Annotated in this window: 17 protein-coding genes; 8 read left to right on the top strand and 9 right to left on the bottom strand. The window is 37.0% G+C overall.

Annotated features, from left to right (window positions below; genetic code table 11):
* The first annotated feature begins 59 nt into the window (after positions 1-59).
* From CH364_RS04730 to CH364_RS04700, 7 genes are read left to right on the top strand one after another with little or no spacing between them, the layout of a single operon-like run.
* On the top strand, positions 60-932 hold the full coding sequence (locus CH364_RS04730; protein WP_100742425.1) for an NAD(P)-binding domain-containing protein: 873 nt from the start codon (positions 60-62) through the stop codon (positions 930-932).
* The gene (gene hemC / locus CH364_RS04725) at positions 925-2,460 is read left to right on the top strand and encodes a hydroxymethylbilane synthase (protein ID WP_100743416.1); all 1,536 of its coding nucleotides are present in this window, start codon (positions 925-927) and stop codon (positions 2,458-2,460) included. Before CH364_RS04730 ends, hemC begins: the two co-directional genes overlap by 8 nt.
* Entirely contained in the window at positions 2,457-3,410 is a 954-nt protein-coding gene (gene hemB, locus CH364_RS04720; protein ID WP_100742424.1) for a porphobilinogen synthase, read from the top strand. Before hemC ends, hemB begins: the two co-directional genes overlap by 4 nt.
* On the top strand, positions 3,407-4,690 hold the full coding sequence (gene hemL / locus CH364_RS04715) for a glutamate-1-semialdehyde 2,1-aminomutase (protein WP_100742423.1): 1,284 nt from the start codon (positions 3,407-3,409) through the stop codon (positions 4,688-4,690). Before hemB ends, hemL begins: the two co-directional genes overlap by 4 nt.
* The gene (locus CH364_RS04710) at positions 4,687-5,730 is read left to right on the top strand and encodes a uroporphyrinogen decarboxylase family protein (protein ID WP_100742422.1); all 1,044 of its coding nucleotides are present in this window, start codon (positions 4,687-4,689) and stop codon (positions 5,728-5,730) included. Before hemL ends, CH364_RS04710 begins: the two co-directional genes overlap by 4 nt.
* Entirely contained in the window at positions 5,727-7,067 is a 1,341-nt protein-coding gene (gene hemN / locus CH364_RS04705) for an oxygen-independent coproporphyrinogen III oxidase (RefSeq protein WP_100742421.1), read from the top strand. Before CH364_RS04710 ends, hemN begins: the two co-directional genes overlap by 4 nt.
* A complete protein-coding gene (locus tag CH364_RS04700) occupies positions 7,064-8,275 on the top strand; it encodes a protoporphyrinogen/coproporphyrinogen oxidase (RefSeq protein WP_100742420.1) in 1,212 nt (403 codons plus the stop codon). The genes hemN and CH364_RS04700 overlap by 4 nt, the downstream gene beginning before the upstream one ends.
* Here the strand turns inward: CH364_RS04700 and hemH are convergent.
* The 5 genes from hemH to CH364_RS04675 all read right to left on the bottom strand — a co-directional run bounded on the left by hemH (position 8,246) and on the right by CH364_RS04675 (position 13,735).
* Entirely contained in the window at positions 8,246-9,334 is a 1,089-nt protein-coding gene (hemH, locus tag CH364_RS04695) for a ferrochelatase (RefSeq protein ID WP_100742419.1), read from the bottom strand. The genes CH364_RS04700 and hemH overlap by 30 nt on opposite strands.
* Entirely contained in the window at positions 9,324-11,216 is a 1,893-nt protein-coding gene (gene topA / locus CH364_RS04690) for a type I DNA topoisomerase (protein WP_243401311.1), read from the bottom strand. The genes hemH and topA overlap by 11 nt, the downstream gene beginning before the upstream one ends.
* A gap of 57 nt (positions 11,217-11,273) precedes the next feature.
* Positions 11,274-12,188, bottom strand: a complete 915-nt coding sequence (gene cysK, locus CH364_RS04685) for a cysteine synthase A (protein ID WP_100742417.1) — start codon at positions 12,186-12,188, stop codon at positions 11,274-11,276.
* A 65-nt stretch (positions 12,189-12,253) separates the two neighbouring features.
* Positions 12,254-13,141, bottom strand: coding sequence for a HEAT repeat domain-containing protein (locus CH364_RS04680; RefSeq protein WP_100742416.1), 888 nt, complete (start codon positions 13,139-13,141; stop codon positions 12,254-12,256).
* A gap of 45 nt (positions 13,142-13,186) precedes the next feature.
* Positions 13,187-13,735: a polyhydroxyalkanoate synthesis regulator DNA-binding domain-containing protein gene (locus tag CH364_RS04675; protein WP_100742415.1), complete on the bottom strand. Its 549-nt coding sequence runs from the start codon at positions 13,733-13,735 to the stop codon at positions 13,187-13,189.
* 58 nt (positions 13,736-13,793) lie between these two features.
* Here CH364_RS04675 and CH364_RS04670 point away from each other — a divergent pair, with 58 nt between their 5' ends.
* On the top strand, positions 13,794-14,657 hold the full coding sequence (locus CH364_RS04670) for a hypothetical protein (protein WP_100742414.1): 864 nt from the start codon (positions 13,794-13,796) through the stop codon (positions 14,655-14,657).
* Between the two features lie 16 nt (positions 14,658-14,673).
* Here CH364_RS04670 and CH364_RS04665 read toward each other — a convergent pair whose 3' ends face one another.
* From CH364_RS04665 to CH364_RS04650, 4 genes are read right to left on the bottom strand one after another with little or no spacing between them, the layout of a single operon-like run.
* Positions 14,674-15,447 (bottom strand): hypothetical protein, encoded by a 774-nt coding sequence (locus tag CH364_RS04665; RefSeq protein WP_100742413.1) that lies wholly within the window; start codon positions 15,445-15,447, stop codon positions 14,674-14,676.
* Between the two features lie 17 nt (positions 15,448-15,464).
* Complete coding sequence (locus tag CH364_RS04660) at positions 15,465-15,974, bottom strand: TlpA family protein disulfide reductase (RefSeq protein WP_100742412.1); 510 nt, start codon at positions 15,972-15,974, stop codon at positions 15,465-15,467.
* A gap of 5 nt (positions 15,975-15,979) precedes the next feature.
* On the bottom strand, positions 15,980-16,879 hold the full coding sequence (locus tag CH364_RS04655; RefSeq protein ID WP_100742411.1) for a decaprenyl-phosphate phosphoribosyltransferase: 900 nt from the start codon (positions 16,877-16,879) through the stop codon (positions 15,980-15,982).
* The gene (locus tag CH364_RS04650; protein WP_100742410.1) at positions 16,876-17,910 is read right to left on the bottom strand and encodes a hypothetical protein; all 1,035 of its coding nucleotides are present in this window, start codon (positions 17,908-17,910) and stop codon (positions 16,876-16,878) included. The genes CH364_RS04655 and CH364_RS04650 overlap by 4 nt, the downstream gene beginning before the upstream one ends.
* Between the last annotated feature and the right edge of the window lie 42 nt (positions 17,911-17,952).

Genomic DNA, 17,952 nt, shown 5'->3' with positions numbered 1-17,952 from the left:
TTTTTTAGAGACTGACAATCTTGTGACAGTTGGAACCTTGTATTTGATAGAATAAATTTATGTGGTCAAATCTGATTCTATTACATTCGAATGATCCCATAGGCAATCCTTTAGACGATGCAGGTTTAGAGATTTGGCAAACATGCCAAAGAAGCATTGCATTCGGCGACCGTAGAATCTTTCCCATCACGGAAACGGAACGATTTTACAAAGGATATGAAGTTTTTCACGGATATGAAGCTTATCGATTTTTGCTCGAAGTTGTTTCTGGTTTACGATCCAAACTCTTTGGAGAATCGGAAATCCAAGCACAGTTTCGCGATCGTTTCCGAGAGGAAAAAGTAACCGAGTCTACATTTGCACTTTCTCTCTTACGATTGCGAGACCAAATATTAGAACATACGAAACAAATCCGCTCCAAATACCTTACCGGTATCGGAAGACAAACTTATGGTAGTATCGCTGAATCTTATTTACAAAAACACAAATCAGTAACTTTACTTGGAACCGGAAAACTTGCCACCTCCATTCTTCCTTATCTGATTACAAAAGATAAGGAAGTTCGAATCGTTGGTCGAAACCATACAAAATTAGCCGAATTACAAAAAGATTTTTCAATCACTACTCATCATTGGGAAGACTATATACCTGGCGAAGAGGCTATTGTTATCGCATCAAGTTTTTTACCATTTAACTGGGAATCGATGATTGAGAGCTCTTCTTTCATTTTGGATTTTCGACAAACTGCAACAAACAATAAAAATTACCAAACATACATACCTCTTTCACAAATTTTAAGTGATCTGCATGAAACTGATGAACAAATTCAATCGGTAAAAATGGACTTACAATTTTTCCTTACTGAGCTGACTCGAGAACGGGAGGAAGAACAAATACATATTATGAATGGATGGGAAGATTTACTTGTCTGATATTGTCAAAATTGGAGGAAGGTCCTCTCTTCTCTCTCGAATTCAAATCCTTTCTGTAATCAAAGCACTCCAACAAAAAAACAAAACAAAAGAATTTCAAACTGTCTTTCGGGAATCTGCGGGTGATAAAGATCTAAAAACGCCTTTATGGCAATTTGCAGGGCAAGGTATTTTCACAAAAGACCTTCAAGAAGATTTATTAAATCATAAAATTGATATAGTCATTCATTCTTGGAAAGATATGGACTTGAGGGAACGTAATGACACTTTACTTGTCCCCATTTTACCTAGAGAAGACGTTCGGGACGTTTTATTATTCAAAAGAAATAAATGGATCTCAGCACCTACGGAAATTACAATCCTCACTTCTTCTCCACGAAGAGAACATCATATCCATGATTTTGTAAAATCATACTTTCCATCTCCCATCAATTCGTTCCATGTCAAAATAGAATCTGTCAGAGGCAATATCCAAACACGACTTAGAAAGTATTTGGAACATGAAAACGGAGGGATCCTCATTGCGAAAGCAGCCTTAGATAGAATTCTTAGTTTCGAAGATGAAGAAAATCAAATCCATGAACTTAGCGAAGTCAAACAACTCATCAGAGAAACTATTAATCTTTCTTTATTTATGGTAATGCCTTCGTCGATTTTCCCTAGTGCACCGGCACAAGGAGCTTTATGTGCCGAAATTAGAAAAGAAGATAAACATCTAGAATCCCTTTTAAGAGAAATTTCCAATGAAGATGCAGAGTTTACTGCCAACGAAGAACGAAAAATTTTATCACAATACGGTGGTGGCTGCCACCAAAAAATAGGTGTTTCAGTTTTAACTAGAGATTATGGAAAAATAACATTCGTTAGAGGAGAAACTGAAGGTGGAGAAAATTTACTTACAAAAGAGTTATCAGATAGCCCAAATATAAGTTTTCACCGTCATGAAGTTTGGCCTCCCAATGCAAAAATGGCTGCAAGACAAAGAGAACGTTTGACATATTCTATCCCAAAAGATGTAGACGTATTTGTTTCTCGAGGTTATGCATTCCCATTGGATTTGTCTGTCAATCCAACAAACCAAATACTTTGGTCAGCGGGCCTGTCTACATGGAAAGATTTAGCACTCAGAGGATTTTGGGTAAACGGAACCTGTGATGGATTAGGTGAAAGTGAACCACCATGTATAGATTTACTTTTAGGAAGAAGTCCAAAATTTGTAAAACTCACCCATATTGATTCAGACAAACATAATAGCATTTATCCGGTTGTCCCTACCTACTTTGTTTCAGCACCGGAAATTCCCGTACCTTTTGATATATCAAAAGTTAAGGCTGCCTACTGGCGCAGTGGCTCTGAATTTGATATTATCACGAAAAGGTTTCCTGAACTACTAAATGTCATTCATTTTGTTGGACCTGGTTCAACATTTAAAAAAATTAAACAGACGATAGGTGAAAAGGCAGCTTCCTCGCGAGTTTTTGTATCATTATCTTTTGATTCTTGGGTAGAAAGGTATATAAAACCATGAAAAAACAAACACTCCGATTACGTTCCAACCAATATTTAAGAAACTTAGGTGAGACAGGTTCATTGAACGTAAAAAAAATGATCCAACCACTTTTCTTGGCAGAAGGAATTACTGAAAAGGAACCAATCAAAGGATTACCTGGCGTATTCCGTGATACAGATAAATCAATATTAACGCAAATTGAATCTGATTTAAAATCCGGTGTATCACAGTTTTTATTATTTATGGTGCCTAAGGATAAATCAGATACTAGTTTTCCAAAAAACTTTTATCATTCGAATATCAATCTTATAAAAAAAACATTCCCAAATATGTTTCTCTGGTTGGATACTTGCATCTGTTCGGTGACAACTACCGGACATTGTTGTCACTTCCACAAATCTGGGACCATTGATCTCGATTTAACTTTAAGACGTTTATCCGACCTTGCACTGATTTATGCTGATGCAGGAGCCGACGGAATTGCGCCAAGTGATATGATGGACGGACGAGTGGGATCTCATCGAAAGATCTTGGATGCCAATGGACATACAATGATACCAATTATGAGTTATTCCACAAAATTCAAAAGTAACTTTTATGGACCATTCCGTGGTGCAGCAGATTCATCTCCTCAATTTGGAGACCGAAGTGGTTACCAACTTGATGTTCGCGACCGTGACACAGCAATCCACACTTCTATCCGAGACAAAGAAGAAGGAGCAGATTTACTCATGGTAAAGCCGGGAATGACTGCAATTGATCTCATTGGACCTATCAAAGAAAAAACAGGACTACCCACAGGTGCTTACCAAGTAAGCGGAGAATATGCGAGTCTTTTATATCTAGCCAACGAAGGATTTTTAAATTTTGAAGATGGATTAAAGGAAACTTGGGATGTCTTTCGTAGAGCAGGTTCTTCTTATTTAATTACATATGGTGCAAGAATTGCACAAAGGTTGTATTCATGAATTCAGAAGAACTTTTTCTTCGTTCCAAAAAAGTTGTTCCCGGCGGAGTCCATAGTCCTGTTCGATCCTTCGCATCAGTAGGTGGCACACCCATTTTTTTTAGTGAAGCAAATGGCGCCTACTTAAAGTCAGTTGAAGGAAAACAATATATCGACTATTGTTTAAGTTTTGGTCCACTACTCTTCGGCCATAGAAATCCAGAAATTCAAGAAGTAGTGGAAGATACAGTAAACAAAGCATGGTCTTTTGGTGCATGCGAACCCTACTCTTTGGAACTTGCTGAGTTCATTACTAGTCGCATTCCATGGGTCGAAAAGATTCGATTTGTAAACTCAGGAACAGAAGCCGTGATGAGTGCACTACGAGTGGCAAGAGCTGCAACTGGTAGAAGTAAAATATTAAAATTTGACGGATGTTATCATGGTCACCTTGACCAATTGCTAGTAAAAGCTGGTTCTGGACTTGCTGGTCTAAGTTCGAGCGATAGCAAAGGGATTGGTCCCGAAATCATCCAAAATACCCTTGTACTACCGTTAGATGATGAAATTGCATTAGAAAAACTGTTTCAAGAACACGGGAATGAAATCGCATGTTTAACGATTGAACCTATCCCTGCAAATTATGGACTTCTTCCCCAAAGAATTGAATTCTTAAAAAAATGTAGAGAACTCACAAGTAAATATGGCGCATTACTTTTGTTTGATGAGGTGATTTCAGGTTTTAGAGTATCCTTCCAAGGTATGGCAGGTCTCACGGGAATTGTGCCCGATCTTATTTGTTACGGTAAAATCATTGGTGGTGGATTTCCAGTCGGAGCTTATGCAGGAAAAAGAGATTTAATGGATTTGGTAGCACCAAATGGTCCAGTGTATCAAGCAGGCACTTTATCAGCGAATCCAATTGGAATGCGTGCTGGCTTAAAAACATTAACAAAAGCTTGGAACGAAAATCCTTATCCAGAGTTAGAAACAAAAACAAAAAAACTCACTTCCGGAATTCTAAAGTTATTAGAAGAAGCAGGTGAAAATGATTGGGAAGCCGTAACTTTTGGAAGTTTATTTTGGTTGAAAGGAAAAACAAAGGAACCCATTCGAACTATAGCTAATATTCCTAACGATCATAAGACAAAATTTGCAGTTTTTTTTCATAAACTTCTTAATACGGGAGTGTATCTAGCACCAAGCGGATACGAAGTTGGTTTTTTATCAACAGCCCATAGCGACGAAGTCATCGAAGAAACCTTAACAAAAACCAAACAAGCGCTACAGGAAAAAAAATGATAACGACTTTATATAGAAATGAAAAATTTGGAAATGCCATTCATCTAGTCCCACAATCCGTTCCTCCAATTTGGTTTATGCGCCAAGCGGGAAGATACCACTCTCATTACCGCAAAATGAAAGAAACATATAGCTTTATGGATTTATGCAAACAACCGGAACTTGCAGCAGAAGTCGCTCTTGGACCAGTCAAAGAATTTGGTTTTGATGTCAGCATTTTGTTTTCTGATCTACTTTTTCCTTTAGAGGCACTCGGTATGGGGCTAACTTATGATCCAGGTCCAAAACTTTCCTTTTCTCTCACTTCGGAAAATGATTTGAAACGTTTAAAATCTTCAGAAGAAGCAATCGAAGGACTTAAGTTCCAAAAAGAAGCAGTTATTCGAACCAGAGAAGTTTTACCGAATGATGTTTCGCTTATTGGATTTGTTGGTGGTCCATTTACATTAATGACCTATGCAAGTATAGGAAAACATGATGGGAACCTTTCCTTCATAAAAACGAATCAAAACTTTGTTGATAAGTTCTATTCGATTTTAGTTCCTCTGTTAAAGGAAAATATTGAATTACAACTGAAAGGTGGCGCAGAGGTAGTGATGATCTTTGATACAGCTGCTGGTATGTTAGATCCCTACAACTTCAATCGTTATGTAGTAGAACCAATTTCGGAATTTGCGAAAAAGTTTCCAAAACAAATTGGTTATTATGCTAAAAATACAACGGAAGAACAGTTAAGACAAATTTACGAAATTCCAAATCTTGTTGGTTTTGGTGTCGACCATCGTTTTTCTATCAAACAAACCTTAAAAACTTTCGGTGGAAAAGGATTTATCCAAGGTAACTTTGACCAAGAACTTCTATTTGCAGATCCGATCACTCTGAAACAAAAAATCAGAGAATATCTTATGCCAATCAAAGAATTAGATCCAGAAGAGAGAAAGGGATGGGTTTCTGGCCTTGGCCATGGAGTTTTACAATTTACACCTGAAAACTCAATCCACCTCCTTATTGATGAAACAAGAAAGGTATTTAGTGAATGAAACGTTTACTCGAAAAATATGATACACCTGCACCAAGATACACGAGTTATCCGACAGTTCCATACTGGACTGACTCACCCACATTGGATGAATGTATTCAATCATTAGATACATACCTTTCGCCTAAAGATTCTAAATTAGCAATTTATCTTCACATTCCTTTTTGCGAAACATTATGCACATTTTGTGGCTGTAATACTTCAATCACAAAGAATCATACTGTCGAAGAACCCTATGTCACTGCTCTTAAAAACGAATTACAATTATATTCAGAAAAGGTACAAAGTTTAAACGGGAAACAATTAAGCGAACTTCACTTAGGTGGCGGAAGCCCCACTTACCTATCCGATTACAATCTACAATCAACTATCGAATATATTTTAAATAAATTAAACCCGACGGAAGAACCACAATATTCGATTGAAGTGGATCCAAGAAGAACAAGAATTTCTCAACTTAAACTTTTGCAGAAATTAGGATTTCGAAGGATTAGTTTGGGAGTTCAAGATTTTGATCCAAAAGTGCAAAGATTAGTCAACCGAATCCAACCTTTTGAACTCACAGAAAATATTACCTTAGAAGCTAGATCTCTTGGATTTGATTCCATCAATTTCGATTTAATTTATGGTTTACCTAAACAAACTTTAGATTCCATGCAGTATTCCATAGAAAAAACTTTGGAATTAAAACCTGATCGAATCGCATTTTATTCTTATGCCCATGTACCATGGATTAAAGCTTCACAAAGATTATTCACTGAAAAAGACCTCCCTGAACCCACTTTAAAACGGGATCTCTACGAAATGGGTAGAACATTGTTAGAAAAAGAAGGTTATCGCGAAATCGGAATGGACCATTTTGCTTTGCCTCATGATAAACTTTGGAAAGCGTTTAATACAAACAAACTCCATAGAAATTTTATGGGTTATAGTGATTCAAAAACTGATGTGATGTTGGGACTTGGCTCCTCTTCCATTTCTGAAACTCCAAATTTATTTTTCCAAAATCAAAAATTAGAAATGAAATATCGTAAATCTATTTTGGATGGAACCATTCCCATACTTCGAGGACATAAATTAACCCAATCAGACCAATCAAGAAAGCAGTTAATTTTAGATTTAATGACGTCTTGGAAAGTAAACGTTCCAAGTGAAATGAAATCTCACGTTTTTCAATTCTTACAAGAAATGGAATCTGACCAATTGGTTCATTGGCAAGGTGAAACATTGACAGTAACAGATTTGGGAAAACCTTTTTTACGAATTGTGGCAATGGCCTTTGATGAAAAATTGCAACTAAGCCAACCAACAAAACCTGTATTCTCAAAAGCAATATGAGAGAACATATCCATATTATTGGCGGTGGAATCACTGGGTTATTCCTAGCATATCACCATACAAAAAAAGGTGACTCAGTAACTTTATATGAACAGTCAGAAAAGTTAGGTGGAGTGATAGGAACAAAAACTGTTGACGAAGGTTTAATCGAATTAGCAGCCAATGGCATTTTACTTACAGATGAAATGAAACCAATGTTAGATGATATTGGATTAACCCCCGTTTTCCCTAACAAAGCTGCCAAAAGAAGATATTTTTGGGTAAATGGAAATTTATCCAGATTACCTATTTCCATTATAACTGGTTTAAAACTTTTATATGTTATTTTTTTTAAAAAAATAAAGTTCAGTGAAACTCAAAACTTCGAAACCTGGGCAATCCAAATGTTTGGTATATCGGTAACAAAAAATATCATTGAACCAGCTATAGGTGGAGTTTACGGAACAAGACTTGATTCACTCCAAGCAGAATCGATTTTTTCTCATTGGGACGGCTCAGGAAAAAATACAATCTTAAAAGAAATCAAAAAGAAAAAAGGAAAATCACTCGGAACTATATCCTTTCCTAACGGGATGGGTGATCTTGTATCCCATTTGGTCAAATACTTAGAATCAAAAATAGAATTCAAAACAAACTACCAGATGCAGACTTTCGATGAAATCTTAGAATGGAAAGGTAAAATTAGATTTTGTATTTCCTTAAAAAATCTAATCCCATTTCTAGGAAATCGAATCCAACCAAATGAATTGCCCAACCTACTTTCAATAACAACCATTACCAGATTTGGAAACTCTCACCTAACAAAGAAACCATGTTTTGGAGTCTTATTTGCCAAAAACGAAGGTATCAGAGCACTCGGTGTTTTATCCAATTCGGATATTTTTCCAAATCGCACAAAAAATGGCCTCCACTCCGAAACATGGATTTATCCAGAAACTGCGAAAGTTTCCGATAAAGAAACTTGGGAATCCATTTTAGAAACTGATCGTGAACAAATCACAAAATTACCTGAACCACCGAAAGCAGTATACGTTACTTCGTGGAATGGTGTATTTCCGGCTTACGATGGAAAATTATTCGAATTCAATCAGCGAATAGATGTTATAGAAAGAGAATTATCATCGAAAGGAATCAATATTCGTTTTTTCGGCAACTATCGAAAAGGAATCGGACTTAGATCACTGTTTGAATCGACAAGTAGAGAGTGATTCCCCACCCATTTTTTTACATAAACATTGACTGATAGATTTATCTACCAACAATACTCTCTCAGCTAAATACTCCATAAAAGGCGGATAAATACCAAATGCCGGAATTCGAATAAATGATTTTGCTCCTGATTCTAAGGCAATTTCTTTAAATTGTTCACCTATTTCTTCTAACGTTTCTAAGTGATCACTAACAAAACTAATAGGAAATACAGCGATTGATTTTCCTTCTTTTCCTAAGGTTTCTATCATGTTTATGGAACTTGGTGTGGTCCACTTTGCCGGCCCAACTTTACTTTGATAAGATATATGCGATTTTCCAACGAAACCATGGGACCTCAGTTCTTCTGTGATCCCCAAAACAGAAGATTCAATTTCCTGCATATACCGATCCCCTTTCTGAATCAAACGCATAGGAACTCCATGAGCTGAAAAAACTATGTCTAAATTTCTCCAGTCGGCGGTCTGTTTTTGTTTTGGGAAATGCAGATAGTCAGTTTCTTGTAAATTACCTGAAAAAAAATCAAGGATAAACCTAGCAGAGATTTGGTGGTATTTGGGATCGTCTGCAAAGGTTGGAACATATCCTCCACTACCAACAGGGCATTCATGGAATTTTTTTTCTAAATGGTTTAGGGTAGAAAGAACTGTAGAACGAGAATATTGAGGGTATAACGGAAGATAGATCGTATTAGAACTTGGTTTTTCAAATTCAGGATTTCTAATATGCGGGAAACCACATGTCATTGCCACTTTGACTGTCCAATCGATTGTTGTTTTTTCGTTTAAGATTTTTTCCAAAACCTTGGCTTGTTTTTCTGTTTCCGAAACCAAAGGAGAACCACCGCCAAATCCCATGGATTCATATGTTCTTTTCACTTTAGGAGTTCTTTTTTTGGCAATGAATCGAGCCAGAGATAAGCGTAAAAATTCTGGCAAAGGCAAATCGAAAACAAAAGGATCTGTGAATAAATCCGTTAAAAAAACTTCGATTTCATCTGTGGTCCGAGGCCCACCCAAATTCACAAGGATGAGCGTTTTCTTTTCTTTATGATTCATAGGTGATGTAGTCACAATGCGGGTATCGTGAGCAAAAATAAATGGTTTTTCCTTTTTTACCAAGTTTAGTTTTTACTGAACCTTCCTTACAAACTGGACAAATTTTTATATTCGTTTGGCCAGGAAAAGGAACACTAGAATTTGGATTTGTTTTCATTTTTTTTGATGGAAGTTTTTGGTTTGCCGAAAGAGGATCCTTGGTAAAAGAATTTTTTTCAGCATTAGAAGATGAGAGAAAATTGTTTTTTATTCTTGGACTTCGTAATAACCGAATCAATTCATTATAAAAATTTTGAATTAAATTGATTCTTGATTCTTTGTTTTCAGTGATTTGGTCTAATTTTTGTTCTAAGTCTTTGGTAAAAGATTCTCCAATCAGATCGTGAAAGTTTAAAAAAAGATAATCATCCACTTTCAATCCAAGGGCAGTTGGTCCAATAGACTTCTGGTATTCTACAATGTATTTCCTGGTTTTTAAGGTTTCAAGAATGGTTCCATAAGTGGAAGGTCTACCGACTCCTGTATCTTCCATCTTCTGCACCAATTTACCTTGCGTGTAACGAACCGGCGGTTCTGTTTGTTTTTCCTCTATCGAATATGACTCATATAAAAAAGGATCTCCAACTTTCCAATTTAACATTCTCGAAATCTTTTTCGAAGTATTTTTCCCAAATGATTTAAATCCGGAATCTGATATAAATTCATTTTTAAAAATAAAAACAAATTCTCCTTTCTGAAATTCATAAATAAATTCTTCACCTAACTCTGGATTCATCAAAGAAACCAAAAATCTCTCCCAAATCAAAGTATATAGTTTCAGTTCATCTGCAGATAAATAGGACTTAATTGAGTTTGGCTCAAAACCTGGATTTATTGGAATGACAGCTTCATGCGCATCCTGTGAATATTTTTTTTGTTTTTTAATACTGGTCTCACCCGAAAACACAAGTCCAGGGTATTCATTTTTTAAATAATTTTCTCCTAATCTACGTTTTTCATCAGATACTCGGGTACTATCTGTACGCATATAGGTAATTAGGCCGATTCTTTCTCCAGAACCAATTCGTTTTCCCTCAAATAACATCTGGGCAATTTTCATAGTTTTTTTGGAATCAAAACCTAAAACACGAAAACTCATTTCCAGTAAACTTGCAGTAGAAAATGCAGGAGGAGGATTTCTTTTGATATTTTTCTTTTTGATTTGCGATATTAGAAGTTCTTTTAACCGAGTTGGTTCAGGTATGATTTCTATATCAGTAAGAACTTTTTGAATCGATTTAGAATCTAACTTATCTTTCGTTTGGTGGTCTAACTCTACAGATTCGCCAAAAATGTTTCCTTGCAATTTTAACTGATAGTAAATTTCTTTGGTGAAGTTTTGAATTTCTTTTTCTCTTTCACAAATCCAGTGTAAGACTGTGGACTGGACTCTTCCCGCAGATAAAGAAGAAATTTTCAAGTGTTTCCATAAATCAGGCGAAACTTCAAATCCAAAGATGCGATCAACAACCCGTCTAGCAATTTGTGATTCAATTTCCGCCGAATCCAAACCAAGTTTTAGTTGGATCTGACGACCTACTTCTGCTTTGGAGATTTCTTTTAATCGAAGGCGAAACATCGGTTTTTTCAGTTTTACAAGTTCATCAAAACAATGTTTGGCGATAATTTCCCCTTCTCGATCAGGGTCACTTGCGATATAGATAACAGATGCAGATTTTGCTTGGGTTTTAATTGCGGAAAAAACTGTTTTTTTTCCTTTTAACCACTCATATTCAGGTTCAAATGAATTTTGAAAATTGATCCCGTAGGATTTAGCAGGAAGGTCTTTGATATGACCCTTAGTAGCAACAACAACCCAATCCTTATCTAAATAAGAAGCAATTGTTGTTGCTTTTGTCGGCGATTCGACTATTAAAAGTTTGGTAATCTGAAAATCCTATTAAACGAACAAACCTTCAACGGATAAATATCTTTCTCCTGTATCATAACAGAAAGTAAGAACCTTCGAACCAGCAGGAATTTCTTTAAGTTTTTTTGAAACTGCGGCAAGACTGGCACCAGACGATGTTCCAATAAAAATTCCTTCCTTTTTGGCAGCAAGAACAGCCATAGTGAATGCTTCATCTTTGCCAACTGTGATGATTCCATCGAGTAACTCTGTTTTACAGTTTTTAGGAATGAATCCTGCACCGATTCCTTGGAGAGGGTGTGGGCCAGGTTTACCACCACTGAGAACTGGAGATCCTTCTGGTTCCACAGCAAAAACTTTCAGTTTTGGAAATCTCTTTTTTAAGTTTTCAGCACATCCAGTGATATGTCCACCAGTACCAACTCCAGTAATGATATAATCCAAACCATCAGGGAAATCTTTTGCAATTTCTTCCGCAGTTTTTTCTCTATGGACTTGGATGTTGGCTTCGTTTTCAAACTGTTGTGGCATCCATGCATTGGGATTGGCTGCAACAATTTCTTGAGCTTTTGCAATCGCACCTGGCATTCCTTTTTCTCTCGGAGTGAGTTCGAACTTAGCACCATAAGCTGCCATAATTCTTCTTCTTTCTACAGACATATGTTCTGGCATCACAAGCGTGATCGCATAACCTTTAACAGCTGCTACCATTGCAAGGCCGATACCGGTGTTACCTGAAGTTGGTTCTACTATAAAAGAGTCTTTTTTTAATTTTCCTGATTTCTCTGCTTCTTCAATCATCGCAAGAGCAATCCGATCTTTGATAGATCCACCAGGATTTTGTCTTTCGAGTTTCATATACACTTCATGGTCGGTACCAAAAAGTCGTGACAAACGTACGTGAGGTGTATTCCCGATGGCTTCTAGAATGCTATTTATTTTCATAATTTCTCCGCTCTGTCACATTTTAGTGGAAAAAGCGGATTTGTCCACAATGAAAAATAGAAAACTTATGGAGTATGAAAGGAAACGAGAAATTGGTAATCTGATTTCATTTGTTTTAAAACCTTAGAGTCATTCTCAGACTGAATCACCTTTTCTAAGTAAGGTGCAGAGATACTGAAGTCCAATCGGCGAAGAGCATCTGACGCCTTTCCTCGTACCTCTGGATCTTTATCAGTGAGAGATTCCAAAACAGATTTATAATTTTGGTTTGGCAATCGTTCCAACCCAACCATGGCCGAAAGAATCGAAATTTTGGAATAAGGGACGGTTTCTTTTCCCAAAGCATCCACCAAACTTGGTAATGACTCTTTTTTTCCTGCAAGATACAGGGCATCGGCTGCGGCACTACGTAGATAAAAATTAGGACTCGTGAGAGCAGATTTGATTGTTGATTCTGACTCAGGAGTGAGAGGCAAAGAACCTAAGGCCCGTAAAATTTCACCACAAGCCAATGTGATGGGAATATCGCCATCCTCATAAAAATACGGACTGGAAGGAGAACTGCTATCAGCCACTCCGTCCTTCCAAGTTCTGCGGATTCGTGGGTTGTGTTCCGGAATATTTGCTGATTCTTTTTGGTAAGTTTTAATCAAATAAGGAATGGCGATTTTGTTCCCTTTTTTCCCGAGGGCTTGTGCTGCGTAAAATTTAACAGCTGGAGCATTTCCGGGACTTGTCGGAAAATTCGGAGAACCTTCCATTGCGGCAATGATATCACGAATCCCTTGGTTTGATTTAACAAACGTAAGTTTGTCAATTGCATCACGTATTTCGAATACATTAGAGGAAGAAAGTCGAGTGCGTTGGATTTCAAAAAAACGATCGTCCGTTTCTGCAAACAAAACTGCAGGGACCAAGAGAATACAAAATAACAAAAAAGACTTTCGAATCATTCTAAACCGCCTTTAGGTTGGGACGGATTTTCTCTTCGTTTTTCGTCAATTTTCCTTCAATTTTTCTGCGACTTCTTTTAATTTTTCAGAAAGATCACCAAGGGTAGCTTTGTCTTCTTCCAAAATGGATTGGCTGAACTTTTCCAAATCTCTTTGGATTTGTTCTTTTTTTTCACTGGCTCTGGAAGCCATTTTGCGCAAAAGATCTTCACGGTAGTGGCTAAAATCTGCCTCTTTGAGTTCACCAAGTTCCACCATCGAATTTACGATTTTTTCCAGTCGTTCCGAAGTCAGATAATTGGCCCCAATTCCACCGAGAATCAAACGTTCAAAAAGACCGGAGACATCACGCCCAGTTTCCCGAATGAGGGAGGTTAACATAAAGTTAGAAAAGTCTTCGTTTCTTTGCCCGAGACTCACCTTAAGAAAAGTTTGTCCCAAAATTTTAGGAGTGATGTCTTCTCCTGTCATATTGTCTTGGACTTTGATTTCATCTCCCCCGATGATCATCTTTGCCACATCTTCCAGTGTGATGGTGGAGCTTGTTTCTGGATCATAAAGTCTTCGGTTTGCGTATCGTTTGAGGAGCTTCATCGGAGATGTTTTTTAAAATGACTTTCAAGCCTAGGGGGTCAACTAAAATACAATCGTAATGGACACTCTATTCGGTGCTGTTTTGACACAACTTCCCGACACAGAAAAAAACCTGATTGTAACATGGTTACAAGTTCAAGGTTTCGTCGTTAAAGAATGTACAGGGAAAACTTGGAAAGACCATCCAGATTCAATTCGACTTTTTTCAAAACCAACACCAGAAATTGCAAAAGAATTATTGGATTGGAGCATTGAACCAATATTATGTGGTAGTTTTACAAAAGAAGAAAAAGAATATTATAAAGACAATGGTGTTTCTTTGTTATGGGAAAATCCATTTACTAAAATACATACTTTACCATCTAAGTCCTTACCTTTGTCAAAATTGACCTGGGTCATATACACAAAAGACCAAAACTTCGACAAACATCTGTCAGTTTTTTTGAGAACTATGGGCCAAACAGTGTATACGGAAGGTAATTTAGAATTTCTTCTCAAAAGGATCCAAACTGGACCGTGTCATTTTCTTATTTTGGATTGGGATGTGATTGATCCACATATTACAGTCCCAGGTCTTTCCAAACTCAAAAGTGAAAAACAGTTTTTATCCATTGGAATCAAAGATTTTATGAAAGAACATCTCTATAGAGATTTAAAAACAGGAATCGGGAACATTTCAGAAGTGTTGGTTTCTAAATCTGATTTTTGGAACGTACTAATCCATAGTTTTCCTTTGGCCGAAGAATCCAAAATCCAAACCAATTGGAAAGAAACAACAAAATCAGTTTCAAAGTTAAGTTTTACCTTCCAAGAAAAAAAAATTCCCGTTTCCATGCAACTCACAGATACTACCATCATCAAAAATGAAATGGTTTTCCCGGAAACAGAAAATCTTTTAGGATTATTTAGTTGGTTTATGTAACGAAGTGAAATACAAATTATTCAAAAAGTAACATATCATCACTAGAAAGTTCACCTGCACCACGATTGGGGAAAGCCTGCTCAAAAAACAAGGCTGCTAGCAAATCAAAATCTTCGTCTTCTGTCCGATTTTCCAACTCCCAAAATTCATTTCTGCGTTTGATGAGTAACGAAACGGTTGCATCTTCCAATGCAAATTCGATCTTCAATCGGTTCAGAGTGCGGATGAAAAAATTTAAATTATAAATTACATAGTCTCTGAAATAAGTAAGGCCTGCAATGGTTGGTTCATATTTCAAAAGTGCTTCCGTTAAATAACAGGCAGTTTTTAAATCTTCTGTCGCTCCCGTTTCTTTATAGGCTTTAAAGATATGATGTACGGTTTCATGCATGGATATCGTAGAATGATAGGAATCTTCAATGAGCCTAATGGCTTCGGGGTGGGATTCCATATAAGCAAATACATCTACTATTTCACGATTGGCAGAGGCTCGTTTTCTTTCCGCATCACAAAGCTCATCCGTAATGGTTGGATCTACGAGAAGGATAAATAGATATTTGGTTTCAAATGCAAACCTAGATTCTTTTGGAATGTAGTATTCGATCCAAATTGGTTCTTTGTAGTAATCTAGTGATTCTTGGAAACTGAGCTCAGGTGTGACCTTGAGGGATTTGAGTTTTTTTACGTCATCAGTGATGACCTTTTTTCCTTCGACCCGAGTTTTACTGCGTTTGATTTGTCGGAGTTCCGACTTGTTCAAAAGCGGTTTGGGTTTGAAAGAAGAATCCATGTTATATCATCGACAGTTTAAAAAAAGCGCAAAAGAAAAGTTCGCAACCAAAACCCAAGCGGGCTTAAGATTCCCGTATCCGAAAACACCACCTGTCCCTCTTCGTTCAGAAAAACAGTCGTAGGATAAGCAGAAATCCTCCATTCCTTTAACATTCTGTAGTCGGCTGCATAAATCGGATGTTTTGCATCTGGGGTGAGTTTTGTCAAAATGTCTTTAGTTTCTTCAGAGTCTTCTGCTTCTAAAACAGAGAGAAAGATGATGGATTTTGGTAAAAACTTTATATTAGCATCTAAGATCGGGCCATAAGCTTTGCAAACAGTGCACCAGGTCGCCCAAAAATACACAACCTTGGGGTGACCCTTCCATGAATTGGCTTCCGTCGGCGTAGTGGCAAGGATTTCAATGGGAACACCGGGATGTGTGTCCCTCCCCTTAAAGTAAGCAAAACAAAGGGTGGTCGAAAAAAAGAAAACAAAGGCGGAGACCACCTTCCATCCATACGGTAACTGCTTCCAAATTTTCATAGTCTCTATTGTAAGACTGGGGTATGGCCCGATATGTTCCCAAACATTAAAAATAAGATGAGGAGTAACCAAATAAACCCAGAAACAAGAACGCTGACGTCCGTGAGAATGGCCTTAGTTGGGTTATGACCCATGTTCTTAATATAAATGATATAGAGAGAACGAAAGATAGCATACACAACAATAGGAACAGTATACACCATATAAGGTGTTCCTAAACTTTTTGCAGTTTCGGGACTGACTGCATACATCACATAACTCACAAGAGTTAAGGTGGCCACCACAGCCATCATCAAATCCAAAAACTCTATAGAATACTCTTCCAAAATCTTTCTGTGTTTGCCTGCGTCCGTTTTTAGGATATTGATTTCTCCGCGACGTTTGGAAAATCCCCAGAAAAGGGCCAACATAAATGTACAAAGTAACAACCAATGAGAAAATTCCACACCAATCACTACTGCGCCTGCTATAGCACGTAACACAAATCCAATGGAGATACTCATTACATCCAGAATTACTATGTGTTTCAAAACCTTACTATATAACATGTTAAAGAGTAAGTAGAAGATCGTTAGGTAAAAGAAAACAGGTGAAAGTTTATAAGCACCGATGAGCGCAACAGGTAGGATGACTCCGGTGATTGCCAATGCAATTCCTGAATCCAATTCTCCACTGGCGAGTGGCCTATGTTTTTTTTCAGGATGTTTGGCATCTTCTTTTTGATCCAAAAAATCGTTGAAAACATATTGGCAACTTGCCACTAACGAAAAACAAAGGAAAGCCAAACAAACTTTTGTTAACGAAGGAAGTTCGAAGATTTTTTTAGAAAAAATCAATCCGGCAAAAAGGATAATATTTTTTACCCACTGAGGGACACGCATCAATTTGAGGTATAGGTAGATCATTTTTTCTTCACTTTATGGGCTTCAATGTATTTCATTTTTAATTTGATCGTTTTTGCATCCGTAAGGATTGGAAACACCAAATGGATTTGTGGATCTTTACCAGTGGTCACCATCTCCACCAGTTCACCTGGAGTTTGTTTGCCTGCCGTTTTTATATCCAAAATCTGCAAATAATCTTGGTAATCTTCCGGTAACATACTAGAACTTACGACAAACTTTTTTTGATACAACTCTTTGCCTTTTGAATCCAAAATAGTGATTTGGTCTAAGGTAAATCGAATTCCTCTTTGTTCCAACGGATCGATCCTAAGGCCACCAAATGCAGACATAGATTCAGGTAATGTCCATTCATACGCAACCCAACTGCCAATGTCTTTTTTCAAAACAGGTTGGGAAACCATCAAAGATTCTGAAGTCTCTGGTTTCTCCTTACTGATAAAACTATACAATTTGATGGATTGGTCTTTCATCTGTGGGAATTTGAATTGGTAGTAGATGAACCCCAAAATAGAAAAAGAAAAGAATGCACTGAGTAATAAAAATCGAATTTGTTTGATGAACCGAAACTGGTCTAAATTTGTAAGGTAACGAGTTTTGAATTCTTTTTTGGATTCATACAAAAGATATTCAAAAGTATCAACAGCAGAAGACAAAATCTCATCCATTTCCTTATCACTAAAATTTGGAACTTGGTCTAAAGATTTGATAAATCCGAATGGTTTTAGTTTTCGATCTGATTCAGGAATTACAAAACCGTTTAAATTCCCATCCAAAGGGATTTCCTTTTGGTTGGTTCGTCTTAATTGAAAGGAAACTAAGTCGAAGGCCAAAACTCGGAACAGAAGTTTTGCATCTTCTAACTTCTCATTTGACAATAGAAGTTCCACCGACTCCAATCGAGACTCGATCTGGGTCAGTTTTATTTTCTGAGATTTTTTCTCTTCCTCAAACTTTAGTTCCTCATGCTCCAAAACTGGAGCTTTCCAAGGCGAAAACAAAAGATCTCGAATGCTTAATTTCACAAATACCAAGTCTTCTCTATCCTCAAAATACTAAAACTGATTTTTATGTCC

This window comes from Leptospira harrisiae (assembly GCF_002811945.1).
Taxonomy (GTDB): Bacteria; Spirochaetota; Leptospiria; order Leptospirales; family Leptospiraceae; genus Leptospira_A; species Leptospira_A harrisiae.
This window is presented reverse-complemented; position numbering and strand designations above follow the sequence as displayed.

What these genes read in the sequence shown, in the direction of transcription:
- CH364_RS04730 (WP_100742425.1), top strand. Translation starts at nt 60, where the DNA reads ATGTGGTCAAATCTGATTCTATTACATTCGAATGATCCCATAGGCAAT.
- hemB (WP_100742424.1), top strand. Translation starts at nt 2,457, where the DNA reads ATGAAAAAACAAACACTCCGATTACGTTCCAACCAATATTTAAGAAAC.
- hemL (WP_100742423.1), top strand. Translation starts at nt 3,407, where the DNA reads ATGAATTCAGAAGAACTTTTTCTTCGTTCCAAAAAAGTTGTTCCCGGC.
- CH364_RS04710 (WP_100742422.1), top strand. Translation starts at nt 4,687, where the DNA reads ATGATAACGACTTTATATAGAAATGAAAAATTTGGAAATGCCATTCAT.
- hemN (WP_100742421.1), top strand. Translation starts at nt 5,727, where the DNA reads ATGAAACGTTTACTCGAAAAATATGATACACCTGCACCAAGATACACG.
- CH364_RS04700 (WP_100742420.1), top strand. Translation starts at nt 7,064, where the DNA reads ATGAGAGAACATATCCATATTATTGGCGGTGGAATCACTGGGTTATTC.
- hemH (WP_100742419.1), bottom strand. Translation starts at nt 9,334, where the DNA reads ATGAATCATAAAGAAAAGAAAACGCTCATCCTTGTGAATTTGGGTGGG.
- cysK (WP_100742417.1), bottom strand. Translation starts at nt 12,188, where the DNA reads ATGAAAATAAATAGCATTCTAGAAGCCATCGGGAATACACCTCACGTA.
- CH364_RS04680 (WP_100742416.1), bottom strand. Translation starts at nt 13,141, where the DNA reads ATGATTCGAAAGTCTTTTTTGTTATTTTGTATTCTCTTGGTCCCTGCA.
- CH364_RS04675 (WP_100742415.1), bottom strand. Translation starts at nt 13,735, where the DNA reads ATGAAGCTCCTCAAACGATACGCAAACCGAAGACTTTATGATCCAGAA.
- CH364_RS04670 (WP_100742414.1), top strand. Translation starts at nt 13,794, where the DNA reads ATGGACACTCTATTCGGTGCTGTTTTGACACAACTTCCCGACACAGAA.
- CH364_RS04665 (WP_100742413.1), bottom strand. Translation starts at nt 15,447, where the DNA reads ATGGATTCTTCTTTCAAACCCAAACCGCTTTTGAACAAGTCGGAACTC.
- CH364_RS04660 (WP_100742412.1), bottom strand. Translation starts at nt 15,974, where the DNA reads ATGAAAATTTGGAAGCAGTTACCGTATGGATGGAAGGTGGTCTCCGCC.
- CH364_RS04655 (WP_100742411.1), bottom strand. Translation starts at nt 16,879, where the DNA reads ATGATCTACCTATACCTCAAATTGATGCGTGTCCCTCAGTGGGTAAAA.